This window comes from Gracilimonas sp. (genome assembly GCF_031581265.1).
GTDB lineage: Bacteria > Bacteroidota > Rhodothermia > Balneolales > Balneolaceae > Gracilimonas.
Genome location: NZ_JAVLBQ010000033.1, coordinates 21,924 through 33,968, shown reverse-complemented (window position 1 = coordinate 33,968; position 12,045 = coordinate 21,924). Strand labels below are relative to the sequence as shown.

11 protein-coding genes and 2 rRNA genes are annotated in these 12,045 nt (G+C 39.1%); 12 read left to right on the top strand and 1 reads right to left on the bottom strand.

What is annotated here, in order from left to right:
* The 4 genes from RI561_RS11260 to RI561_RS11245 all read left to right on the top strand — a co-directional run.
* Nucleotides 1–155: ribosomal RNA gene (locus RI561_RS11260) — 23S ribosomal RNA — on the top strand; the annotation flags it as partial.
* A gap of 151 nt (nt 156–306) precedes the next feature.
* Nucleotides 307–417: ribosomal RNA gene (rrf, locus tag RI561_RS11255) — 5S ribosomal RNA — on the top strand.
* A gap of 137 nt (nt 418–554) precedes the next feature.
* Nucleotides 555–2,864, top strand: a complete 2,310-nt coding sequence (locus RI561_RS11250; RefSeq protein WP_395080341.1) for a two-component regulator propeller domain-containing protein — start codon at nt 555–557, stop codon at nt 2,862–2,864.
* A gap of 3 nt (nt 2,865–2,867) precedes the next feature.
* Nucleotides 2,868–4,949: a glycosyltransferase gene (locus RI561_RS11245; protein WP_395080340.1), complete on the top strand. Its 2,082-nt coding sequence runs from the start codon at nt 2,868–2,870 to the stop codon at nt 4,947–4,949.
* On the opposite strand, the gene tgt is transcribed toward RI561_RS11245, so the two are convergent.
* Nucleotides 4,946–6,073, bottom strand: coding sequence for a tRNA guanosine(34) transglycosylase Tgt (gene tgt, locus RI561_RS11240; protein WP_395080339.1), 1,128 nt, complete (start codon nt 6,071–6,073; stop codon nt 4,946–4,948). The two genes, RI561_RS11245 and tgt, sit on opposite strands and share 4 nt — an antisense overlap.
* A 91-nt stretch (nt 6,074–6,164) precedes the next feature.
* Between tgt and RI561_RS11235 the strand changes: the two genes are divergently transcribed.
* The 8 genes from RI561_RS11235 to RI561_RS11200 all read left to right on the top strand — a co-directional run bounded on the left by RI561_RS11235 (nt 6,165) and on the right by RI561_RS11200 (nt 12,037).
* The gene (locus tag RI561_RS11235; protein WP_395080338.1) at nt 6,165–7,574 is read left to right on the top strand and encodes a sugar transferase; all 1,410 of its coding nucleotides are present in this window, start codon (nt 6,165–6,167) and stop codon (nt 7,572–7,574) included.
* A 2-nt stretch (nt 7,575–7,576) separates the two neighbouring features.
* Nucleotides 7,577–8,305: a polyprenol monophosphomannose synthase gene (locus tag RI561_RS11230; protein WP_395080337.1), complete on the top strand. Its 729-nt coding sequence runs from the start codon at nt 7,577–7,579 to the stop codon at nt 8,303–8,305.
* A gap of 68 nt (nt 8,306–8,373) precedes the next feature.
* Nucleotides 8,374–9,330: an acetyl-CoA carboxylase carboxyltransferase subunit alpha gene (locus tag RI561_RS11225; protein ID WP_395080336.1), complete on the top strand. Its 957-nt coding sequence runs from the start codon at nt 8,374–8,376 to the stop codon at nt 9,328–9,330.
* 4 nt (nt 9,331–9,334) lie between these two features.
* Complete coding sequence (locus RI561_RS11220) at nt 9,335–9,769, top strand: acyl-CoA thioesterase (protein WP_395080335.1); 435 nt, start codon at nt 9,335–9,337, stop codon at nt 9,767–9,769.
* 9 nt (nt 9,770–9,778) lie between these two features.
* Complete coding sequence (locus RI561_RS11215; protein WP_395080334.1) at nt 9,779–10,240, top strand: DUF2085 domain-containing protein; 462 nt, start codon at nt 9,779–9,781, stop codon at nt 10,238–10,240.
* A gap of 3 nt (nt 10,241–10,243) precedes the next feature.
* The gene (locus RI561_RS11210) at nt 10,244–10,789 is read left to right on the top strand and encodes a DUF4199 family protein (protein ID WP_395080333.1); all 546 of its coding nucleotides are present in this window, start codon (nt 10,244–10,246) and stop codon (nt 10,787–10,789) included.
* 10 nt (nt 10,790–10,799) lie between these two features.
* The gene (locus RI561_RS11205; RefSeq protein WP_395080332.1) at nt 10,800–11,759 is read left to right on the top strand and encodes a CPBP family intramembrane glutamic endopeptidase; all 960 of its coding nucleotides are present in this window, start codon (nt 10,800–10,802) and stop codon (nt 11,757–11,759) included.
* Nucleotides 11,756–12,037, top strand: a complete 282-nt coding sequence (locus RI561_RS11200) for a hypothetical protein (protein WP_395080331.1) — start codon at nt 11,756–11,758, stop codon at nt 12,035–12,037. The genes RI561_RS11205 and RI561_RS11200 overlap by 4 nt, the downstream gene beginning before the upstream one ends.
* Nucleotides 12,038–12,045 lie beyond the last annotated feature (8 nt).

Genomic DNA, 12,045 nt, shown 5'->3' with positions numbered 1-12,045 from the left:
GTGATAAGCCGCTGAATGCATCTAAGCGCGAAGCACGCTCCAAGATAAGTATTCCCTAAGAGCCTCCTGGAAGACGACCAGGTAGATAGGTAGCAGGTGTACGCACGGTAACGTGTTTAGCCGAGCTATACTAATCAGGCCACAGGCTTCCCTTATATGACTTGCACGGGCCTCCGGGCCCGGGCAAGCCAACAAAGGCTAAAGCCGTAGCTATTAACAACTACTAAAAAACAAAACTCTTCCTAGTCAGCCCTTTCCACTTGACCTGCTATTGCCTCATCATCTCAAAGAACACCCATTTTTATTGAAGGTGGCTATAGCGCAGGGGAACCACCCGTTCCCATCCCGAACACGGCCGTTAAGCCCTGCAGCGCCGATGGTACTGCTCACAAGCGGTAGAGTAGGTCGTCGCCTTCTTCCTTTTATAAAGAGCTCCAATGTTCAAAGCATTGGGGCTTTTTTTGTTTAATTAAATCATATTGATTTATATGCTTTCCTTTTTTCTTATGTTTATCTGACTTAAAAACAAAAACAGATATTGCATTTAGTTTGAAATGATCAAACAAACCATTCTCTTAATAGTAATTCTTTTTTCATGGCAATCTCTTCGGTCCCAATCCATAGGAGACTGGGAGGTGTACCCTTCGTTTTCTACAGTAAATTCAATTTCTGTAAATAATAATGTGGCTGTAAATGGTACTTTGGGTGGTATTTTTGTTTTGGAAGATGATAGAATTATTGAAATGTATACTACCTCAGATGGGCTGTATCGATCAGATCCTTCGAGTGTCATTTTCGATGAAACGTCTAACCGGATTTTTGCTGGGTATGTGGACGGAACAATAGATGTGATTAATTTAGAAAGCGGAACCATTGAACCACTGGAAGACATCAAAAGAGTAGATCGTTTCAGTACGAAAGATATTAATGATTTTGAGATCTATTCCGGTAGCTTATTTGTAGCAACAGAATTTGGGATTGTAATTTATGGTCTGCAAAATCTCCTTGTTGATAATAGCTATTTAAAACTGGGATCATTTGACATAGGAACTCCGGTAAATGATATTGAAATAGAATCGGATTCGGTTTATGCTGCAACACAACAAGGTATCGCAATTGGCGATCTTTCAGCAAATCTGGTTGAAAATAATAATTGGGATAATTTCGATAGTCAATCTGGAATGAGTTCTGATATCATAAGCAAAGTAGCAGTTTTTAAGGGGACTGTTTATGCTTTAACAGAAGGCAATGAAATTAACATCCGTAATAATGGGGCTTGGGAAATAAGCAATGAGTTTCCAAATGAAGATTATGTGACTTTAACCGTTAACAAAGAATCTAATTTTCTGACAGCTTCAACAAATTCCACTATCTATATCCTTGATGAAGAATCCAGTTTGGAAATCAAAAACCTGGACCTAAATAGTGATATCATACATTTAGCTGCTGATGGAGATGAGTTATACTTAGGTACCCGAAATAATGGTCTGGGGATACTAAATATTGAAAATGATTCACCTCAATTCCATCTACCTCCGGGACCTTACCTGAATTTCTTTAATGATCTGTTGGCTGATAATGGGGCGGTAGCAGCTACTTCAACTCCTGAATTTCCAAGTTCGGATCCCTTTAACCCAATTCGTGGATATTATATGTATAATGGTGAACAATGGTTGAATTTCAACAGAGATACAAGGGAAGAGCTGCACAATGTAAGTACTGTTTTTACTTTAGGCCATAATGATTCCCACTATTATTTTGGAAGCTGGGGAAGCGGAGTCATAAGACATGAAAAAGCAACAAATGAAATTCAGGTATTTAACAGAACAAACTCTACTCTGACAGGAATCGAAGCAAATCCAAACTACGTTGTGATTTCAGGCTTGCACTCAGATAGTCAACAAAATATGTGGGCCACTTCTTTTAATGCAGATTTCCCCTTGTATGTACAACTCAACGGGACGGATGAGTGGATCCCTTTCGAAAACCTGAGTGGCAATGATAACTACTTTAATTTATTTGTTGATTCTTTTGATCAAAAGTGGATTTCTCTGATCAGCGAAAACAACAATGGTTTAGGTCTGCTGGTGATAGATACCGGGAACCCCGAAAATGAAAATGATGATAACTATGTTAAACTGGGTTCTTCAATATCAAATGGGAACTTGCCCAATGAAACGATTACAGCAATTATTCAGGATAAAAATGAAGAGGTATGGGTAGGTACCGAAAGAGGAATTGCAAGTTTCATTTTTCCTGAATTGGTTATTAACGGTGGTCCAAATGAAAGACAAGCTCAATGGCTGATCAATGAAGACACTTCTGCAACGTCAAGATATTTATTGCGGGATGTGAATGTATCTGCAATCGCTGTTAATGATGCCAATCAAAAATGGATAGGAAGCAGTAATCAGGGACTTTGGCTGCTAAATGAAGAAGGTAGTCGGATTGAGAAACGGTTCACAACCGAAAACAGTAACCTGATCTCAAATACCATCAATTCCATTAGTATTGATGGTGAAACTGGCCAGGTTTTTATTGCAACTGACTTAGGACTGACAAGCTATCAGGATGTACCAAAAGCTCCGGTTTCTGAAATGGATAAGCTGAAGGTGTTTCCTAACCCTTTTCAATATTCCAAAAATGATCAAATTTTTATTGAAGACTTGGGCAGTGCAACTCAAATTAAAATATTAGGTGTAGATGGTTTTGTGGTAAATGAACTTGAGGGAACGGGTGGCAGGATTAGCTGGGATGGCTATGATTATAACGGGAACCGCCTTGGAACCGGAGTATATTTTGTAGTGGCCTACCAGGCAGATGGCAGTCAACGGGGAATTGGGAAAGTAGTAATAGCGAAATAAGACGTGAAAAATTCATCTCCCCATATTTCAATAATAATCGTCAACTACAAGGTTAAGGAGTATATAGCCAACCTTTTAAACTCCATAAAAAAGGCACAGCATAATCTGAAACTGGAAATTTTTGTAGTCGATAACGACTCTCGCGATGACTCAATTCCCTATTTAAAAGAACGTTTTCCTGAAGTAGAATACATTGCCAATAAAAATAATGTAGGCTTTGCAAAAGCAAATAATCAGGCCATTAGAAAAGCCGAGGGGAAATATACGCTGATCATAAATCCTGATACCCTGGTAAGTGAAGACACCCTCGATGTGCTTTTTAAACATATGGAGAAAAACCCCGATTGTGGCGCGGGCGGCTGTAAAATTTTAAATCCTGATGGCACTTTTGCACCGGAATCAAAGAGGGCAGTTCCTACAATTTGGTCTTCTTTCAGTAAAGTGTTTGGCTTAAACTCTTTGTTCCCTAATAGCCGTTTATTCAATCAATATTACCTTAACTGGATAGATGAAGATGAGGTTGCTAAAGTTCCTGTGTTGTCCGGTTCCTTTATGTTTTGGAGAACTCAACTATTAAAAGAGCTGGGAGGTTTTGATGAACGCTTTTTCATGTATGGAGAAGACATTGATTTATGTTATCGCGTTCAGGAAACAGAATATCATATCGAATATGTGCCGAAGACGTCCATTATACATTACAAGGGAGAGAGCACTAAAAAAGGTGATTTAAGATACATTCGAATTTTCAATAAAGCGTTATATCAGTTTTATGATAAGCATTATAGTGCGAGATACAGCTTCTTTTTCAGGATGCTTATTTATCTATCTATTTGGCTAAAAACTCTGACTTCCTGGGTGTCATCCAATTTCAAACAAGTAAGATCTACTTTGGCAGATTTGGTGATTTTGAATGCATCAGTAGCAATTGGTTTTTTATTGAGATATGGAATAAAAGGGGAAAACATTCTTAATAGTGAAGGCACTAAATACCTGTGGATTAATGTGTTGAGTTCAGGATTATTTTTATTCTCAGGAAGTTTATTCGGGATGTTTAGTAAGGAACGGGCTTCTATATCAACTATTTTGAAGGCCCTGACAACAACTTATTTAGGAGTGGTCATAATCACCTTTTTTGTAAGGAACCTGGCATACACAAGGTTGGGGCTTATCTTTGGATTTATACTTGGTGTTATTTTCTTTGTAAGCTTTAAATTATATAGGGGTTACAAGGCCGACGATGAACATCATGATGAAAAATTAAAGAATGATCGTGTGCTCATCGTAGGAGACCTCGATGAGTCATCGTCTATAATCTCAAGAATTCATTCTCGACCGGAGTGGAATTATGAAGTTGTTGGAAATATCACGGTGAATGGAAGAGATGAAAACGAAAATACGCTTGGAAGTCTTTCGCAGTTAAGCGATTTGATCAAAGCCTACCACATCGATCAGGTCTTTTTTGTATTGAATGCCATCAGTTATAAACAGATGCTGAAAGAAATTTCGAATCTTCAAAAACAGGATGTGGTGTTTAAACTAATTCCTGACTCTATGGATTTTATTCTCGGTAAATCCAAGGTCGAATACCTGGAAGCTGTGCCATTGGTTGAAGTTGAATTCATGTACTCCAAACCGGCCAATAAAATTCTCAAGAGAATGGTTGATATCGGAACAGCACTTCCCCTGTTTTTGGCAATTTTGATAGTAACTTTTCCCAGCATGATATTTTTGAAAAAGGATTGGGTTTTAATAAATGGAATGAAATTTTATGCTGATATTGAAAATAATAAATGGAAAAATAGGGTGAGGCTATGGGGATATGTACTTACAGGTAAATTGAGCCTGGTTGGAAGTCCGCTAATCAGTGATACCGATAGTTCTGAAAATGTAGCAAAAAAAGGGCTTACGGGTCTGATTCAAATAAGTCGAAATAAAATTCAGGATGCAGAGGATACCGAAAGCTTTGCACTATACTATTTGCAAAACTACTCTATATGGATGGATATAGACATAATTATAAAGTCTATTTTTAATAAAGTATATCCTCTTGATGACCTTTCAGAGTTTGAAAAATCGAATTCTTAAATACGCTGTTCGAGCTGTTTTACCATTCCCGGGTACCATTCAGCAAAGGTATCGTTATCTATCCGAGCTCGAACTTTCTCCATCAACCACAAATAAAATCTTAGGTTATGAACCGAGGCTAAGACCAGGCCATAGATTTCATTATTCCGAAACAAGTGGTGGACATATGCCATGGTATATTTGCTGCATAAATCGCTATCAAACTCCTCATCTAAAAACTCATGATGATTTTTCCATTGTGCATTCCTGATATTAACACGTCCATTCCGGGTAAAAATAGTACCATTCCGGGCATTTCGGGTGGGCATTACACAATCAAACATATCAACACCCCGGGCAACGCCTTCCAATAAATTAGCCGGTGTTCCTACGCCCATCAGGTATCGTGCTTTGTCTTTGGGTAAATAATCGGTGTTCAAATCAGTGAATTCATACATTAGCTCAATAGGCTCGCCTACACTCAATCCCCCAATGGCAATACCTTCAAAATCTTGGTCTGTCATAAACTTGGACGATTCAATTCTCAGGTCCTTATACGTTCCCCCTTGAACAATGCCAAACTGAGCTTGTTTGTGTCCATACAAAGGTTCAGATTCCAGGAACGCTTTACGGCCTCTTTTTGCCCAGCGATGAGTCAATTCCATTGATTTTTTTGCATAATCATGGGAGCTTGGATAAGGTGGACATTCATCCAGCAGCATCATAATATCAGAGCCAAGGATGCGCTGTATTTCAACCACATTTTCCGGAGTAAAAGAATGTTTTGAGCCATCAATATGACTTTGAAAATGAGCGCCTTCTTCATCCAGTTCCCTGATATCAGATAATGAAAATATTTGGTATCCTCCGGAGTCTGTTAATATGGGTCCATCCCATTTCATAAAAGAATGCAATCCACCGGCTTCTTTCATGATTTCAGTCCCCGGTCGCAGATATAAATGATAGGTATTACCTAAAATTATTTGGGCTTTGATATGTTCTTTTAATGTTTTTTGGGAAACGCCTTTTACCGTCCCTAACGTGCCGACGGGCATGAAGATTGGAGTCTCAATAATGCCGTGGTCAGTTTCTAAAGTTCCCAGTCGTGCCTTTGTAGTAGTAGATGTTTTTTTGAGTGTGTACAAGCGTAAAAATTTAAACTTTTGAAGTTATGCAGCCGACATAAAATTGCTTATTTTGAAAATCTTATTATGACAGAATTAACCAAAAAATACTGTGTTTAAGTTAAAAAGATATCGGGAAGTAATTTTCACGAGCATATTAGATTTTCTTATTGTACTTGTGAGTTGGTTTATTTTCCATTCTCTATATCCGGAGACCATTAATTTATTGATTCAGGATTTTAACCTGAATTTTATAACCGCAGGGTTAGCGGTTAGTTTGTATTGGATTGCCGTTTTTGTGCTAATGGGGCTTTACAAAAAGCTTTATTTGGTGTCTCGCTTAGATGAATTTATAAAAGTATTAAAAGCTTCTCTACTGGGGACGTTGGTTATCTATTTTGTAATTAATGTCAATGAAATTATTTCTATCAGAGAGCAGCGAATACTTATTATTGTATACTGGGGAATCGTATTTTCATTGTTAGCACTAAATCGGTTTATAGTAAGATCTATTCAAAAGTTTTATGCACAGCGAGGTAAAGGATTGCATCGTACAGTTATAATCGGAACAGGTCAGACTGCCAAAGTTGCTTATGAAGATCTAAAAAGAAATAAGATTTTAGGAATGCAGGTGTTAGGATTTATACAAGTGAATGGGCAATCCCCGGATCCGGAGACCGGAATAAAAGAAGAAGATGTAATCGGTAATCTTGAGGAGATTAAAGACATTCTTGAGGAAAAACAGGTACAAGAAATACTGGTAGCCCTGGAACCCAATCGCCGGCAGGATCTTGTAGATGTTATTTCAAAAATTGATTCCCCGGATGTTTCTTTGAAATTGCTACCCGACTTTTACCAAGTGGTAAGTGGCTTAAGCAAAACCAACCAAATATTTGGAATGCCCCTGGTTGAAATTTCCCCTGAACCAATGCCATTATGGGAAAAAACAATCAAAAGAGTTTTTGACTTGGTTTTAGCCTCGTTTGTACTTTTGCTTACCTTCCCTTTTCTATTGATTATAGCAGTGGCTATACGGTTAACTTCTCCCGGTCCGGCCATCTACCGACAGAAAAGAGTCGGGAGAAATGGAAGAGAATTTACGATCTACAAGTTCAGAACGATGCTTAACGATGCTGAGCGCCATAGCGGACCAACATGGGCTAAGAAAAACGACCCCAGAGTTACAGGAATTGGTTATTGGCTTCGAAAACTTCGTATTGATGAGATCCCTCAGCTTTTTAATGTATTGAAAGGTGATATGAGTATCGTCGGGCCACGACCGGAAAGGCCTCATTTTGTAGAAAAATTTTCTGAACAAATTCCCCTGTATACCCGAAGGCTGAGAATGCGTCCCGGAATAACGGGATGGGCACAGGTAAAATGGAAATACGATACATCACTGGATGATGTGAAAGAAAAAACAAAATTCGATTTATTCTATATTGAAAATGCATCGCTCAGAATGGACGCCAAAATCTTGATCAATACCATAATAACCGTCATAAAAGGAAAGGGGCAGTAACAATGAGTTCAGATACATTAATTATTGTTCCAACCTACAATGAGTCTCACAATATTGAACGACTTATTGAAAAACTAATGGAACTTAAAAACCAGGTAGATGTCTTAGTGATTGATGACGGTTCACCCGATGGTACCGCCGATTGTGTTCGCAATGCTCAGAAACAATATCCCGAGCGAGTTACACTTATCGAACGAGCCGGAAAATTGGGGTTAGGGACCGCTTACGTAAAAGGCTTTGGATATGCCTTAGAGCAAGGGTATCAATTCATTTGTGAGATGGATGCTGATTTTTCTCATGATCCGGATGATGCAGATCGGTTAATTGATAAAGTAAAATCCGGAGGAGCCGATGTTGCGGTAGGATCGCGATATAAAAACGGTATTAGTATTATTAACTGGCCATTGAGTCGTTTGATTTTATCCTATTGTGCAAATATTTACGCCAGAACCATTACCGGGCTCCCAATTTTTGATACTACAGCCGGCTTCAAATGTATCCATCATAAAGTTCTTGAATCAATATCCATCGATCGGATTAAATCAAATGGATATGCTTTTCAAATAGAACTCCACTTCAGAGCCTGGAAAGCTGGGTTTAATTTACAGGAAGTTTCCATTGTATTCAGGGAAAGAGAGGAAGGTGTATCAAAAATGTCAAAGGCCATAGTCAGGGAAGCCATATGGAGAGTTTGGGCTCTAAAGATTAGAAGTATTTTCGGTACCCTGTAGTTCGTGCAAAACTCTCACATCTCTAACAGAATGATTATATTAGATCAGATTAAAAACAAAAAGGACAGATGCAATATTTAGATTTTGAACAACCCATTGCCGAGTTAGAAAGCAAAATCGAAGAGCTTAAAAATTTATCAAATGTCAGTGATGGGGTTTTAGATAAGGAGATTGATAGCCTCAGAAAAAGGGTCGACAAACTTCGAACCTCCATTTTTTCCAATCTCACACGCTGGCAACGCGTACAGCTGGCCCGTCACCCCGACAGGCCATACACACTTGATTATATTGATAAAATAACTGATGACTTTATAGAGCTGCATGGCGACCGCTATCATTCTGATGATAAGGCAATAGTGGGTGGTTTAGCCAGGATTGATGGCTCATCGGTGATGATTATTGGTCATCAAAAAGGTCGTGATACCCAACAGCGTCAATATCGAAGATTTGGTATGGCAAACCCGGAGGGTTATCGAAAAGCCCATCGTTTAATGAAATTGGCAGAAAAATTTGATATCCCCATCATCACTTTGTTAGATACTCCCGGAGCCTATCCCGGACTTGAAGCCGAGGAAAGAGGACAGGCGGAGGCCATTGCCAAAAACCTGAAAATGATGGCCATGTTGAAAGTGCCCGTAATTACCATTGTGATTGGCGAAGGAGCCAGTGGAGGTGCAATTGGTATTGGTATGGGTAATGAAGTATATATGATGGAAAACACTTGGTATTCAGTAATATCCCCTGAATCCTGTTCTTCCATTTTATGGAAAACCTGGGATTATAAAGAACAAGCTGCCGCTGTATTAAAATTAACGGCACCGGATTTAAAAGAACTTGAGGTAATAGACGGAGTTATAGAAGAACCCTTAGGAGGAGCCCATCGGGATTATGATGCCGCAGCTCAAGCTGTTAAAAAGCAAATCTTAGACAGTTTAAAACGACTTAAAAAGTTAAAATCTCAAAAACTGGTTGATCAGCGTATCGAGAAATACGGATCTATGGGGCAGTGGAAGGTAGTTAAATAATAAAGTGGAATTTCCCGATAAAACCCCGATTGTAGAATACACACATACCTTAAGAAGTCGTTATGGTGAAACTGACAGAATGGGATATGTGTATTACGGGAGGTATCTCGAATATTTTGAAGTGGCAAGAACCGAAATGATTCGGTCTCATGGTTTATCGTATCGGGAATTGGAAGAATCTGGAGTGATGCTGCCGGTAGTTCATTCAGAATTAGAGTACAAAAAGCCCATTTTATATGATGAAGAAATGTTCATAAAAGTAATGGTTTTTGAAATACACCGGGTAAAACTCCAAACTTTTTATGAAGTCAGAACGGCTGCATCTGATCAAGTTCATGTTTTTGGAGAAGTAAGTTTATGTTTCGTTGATGCGGAAACCCGAAAGCCATGCAGAGCACCGGCCTCCTTTATTGAAGGAATGCAATCATCTCACAAATAATCCCTCGCGATGGTGATTAAAGCACAAAATCGCATGTTATACTTTGCAGTATTAGCAGGGATACTCTTCTTATTTTTAGCGGCTTTGGGGCCGGGGATTTTTTCATCGGGCGAAATAAGAGTTAACAGCTGGCAATACAGGGTATTTGATGTATTATGTCATCAGGACCCGGAACGTTCATTTACGTTTTCGGGGGTTCAAATGGCTGTTTGCAGCCGTTGTTTAGGTATTTATGGGTTCTTAGCCATTAGCTGGACGGGACTGCCACTTTATGCCTATTTTAAAAACTCATCAAATAATCGAGAATTAGTGTGGTTAATTATTGCTATTCTGTTAAATTTGACTGACTTAATAGGCAACTATTTTGAAATTTGGACGAATACCCACACGTCAAGGTTAATATTGGGAAGCTTATTTGGGTTTAGTATCCCTTTAATTTTGGCGAACGAATTTTTTAACCTAAAAAAATAGACTATGGAAAACGAACAAGTACAACCAAGTTATTGGAACTCAGTGATCATTGCTTCATTAATGGTGGGGATTGTGGTTTCCCTATTTTCAATTATTGGAGGATATATGATGCTGGGTAATGAACCGGACGGAGCTATGTTTAACTCTTCACAATTATTTCAGGCTCTTGGATGCTTGATTGGAGCATTTGGTGGTATTTTTGTGAACTGGCACTATGCTAAAGGATATGACATAACCTATAAAATTGGCAAGGGTGCACTGTTAGGTCTTTTAGTAGGACTTATAGGCACTATCTTTACCGTAGCCATTACTCAACTGTGGAATGTCATTGATCCGAGTTATCAGGAGGCATTGATGGAGTGGAGCAGGCAAAACGTTGAAGCCATGCAAATGACGGCTGAAATGAAAGAACAGATGATGGCAAGAATGGAAGATCCCTATTCTTTAAGCAATATTGCAATTGGTGCTTTAACTATGTTTGCCGGTCTGGGTATTTTAAATGTCATATCAGGACTTATAGGCGCAAAAGTATTTGCATCAGAGGAATAAAGAAGATTAAATGAATCAACAGGAAAAGACGCCTTCAAAAAGCGAATACGATGAAATTTATCAAGAGAACATTCCAGAGCCCTGGGTAGAACGTAATGGTTTTGCCCATTGGGCTATGGCTGTTGGTTGGGTGATAGTTGCTCTCATTGCCTTTAACATTGTCGGGGGTATAGTTGGTGCTGTTGGGATGGTGCTGACGGCAGATAGCCTCGATCCTCAGGCTATGATGGAGGGATTGTCAAGTAACTTTGACCTACTTTTTCTTGCAAATTCATCCGGGCAAATACTTGTAATGGCCCTTGCAACGATTCTTGTTGTAAAAATGCATGCTGTAAAGGGGCAGCGTACAGAATTCCTGCGGCTCAAACTCAGTGGCAATGTATGGCAGGTAACAGCAATTGGAGCTGTTTTATTTGTTATAGCCCAACCGACCATCTTGTTTTTAGGATGGCTGAACTCCTTTATGCCTGTACCGGATGTTATGGCACAGATGCAGGAGACGATGGCCGAAATGATCGCCAGTTTTCTCAAGTCAGATAATGCACTGCTGTTAGGAGTATTCCATATAGGTATTGTTCCTGCCGTTTGTGAGGAAATCATGTACCGCGGTTATGTGCAGCGAGCTTTTGAAAAAAGTTGGGGCATAGTTGCCGCAATTTTAATCTCCGGAGCTATTTTTGGGGCTTACCATCTTCAAATCTCAAACTTCTTACCGCTTGCTACACTGGGCGTTTTCCTGGCTTATTTGACTTATATCTCCGACAGCCTGATTCCTGCCATGGTAGCTCATTTTGTAAATAATGGCGGACAAGTAATAGCGAGCAGTTATTATCCGGAAATGTTGGATGAAAAGATTTCCCCCGAAATGGACTTACCCATATTTTTGATAGTTTTGAGCTTGGTGTTTACATCAGCATTGCTATATTACCTGTACTCTTTAAAATCTTCAAAAAATATGGCTGAGTCATGAGCTTCTTTTCCAAATCCCCAAAACCAAGTGAGGTTGACAATTGGGTTTGTATTCTTGAAGGCAGTACGGATCTTGAAATTGAGATGGCCAAAAACTATCTCTCAAATTTAGATATCCCCTCCAATATTTTATCCAAAAAGGATAGCGCCTATAGTTTGAATGTGAGTGAAATGGCAATGGTTTATCTGTACGTTCCTAAAGATTATGAGGAAGAAGCTCGGGAAGCCTTGACAAAATTAGAAGATGAAGGTCCTGATTTTAATTCAGAATCTGAATAGGGGGAAGC

Bases quoted from the DNA above. Each gene is read 5' to 3' on its own strand.
- RI561_RS11250 (WP_395080341.1), top strand. From the start codon at position 555: ATGATCAAACAAACCATTCTCTTAATAGTAATTCTTTTTTCATGGCAA.
- RI561_RS11230 (WP_395080337.1), top strand. From the start codon at position 7,577: ATGAGTTCAGATACATTAATTATTGTTCCAACCTACAATGAGTCTCAC.
- RI561_RS11225 (WP_395080336.1), top strand. From the start codon at position 8,374: ATGCAATATTTAGATTTTGAACAACCCATTGCCGAGTTAGAAAGCAAA.
- RI561_RS11215 (WP_395080334.1), top strand. From the start codon at position 9,779: ATGGTGATTAAAGCACAAAATCGCATGTTATACTTTGCAGTATTAGCA.
- RI561_RS11210 (WP_395080333.1), top strand. From the start codon at position 10,244: ATGGAAAACGAACAAGTACAACCAAGTTATTGGAACTCAGTGATCATT.
- RI561_RS11205 (WP_395080332.1), top strand. From the start codon at position 10,800: ATGAATCAACAGGAAAAGACGCCTTCAAAAAGCGAATACGATGAAATT.
- RI561_RS11200 (WP_395080331.1), top strand. From the start codon at position 11,756: ATGAGCTTCTTTTCCAAATCCCCAAAACCAAGTGAGGTTGACAATTGG.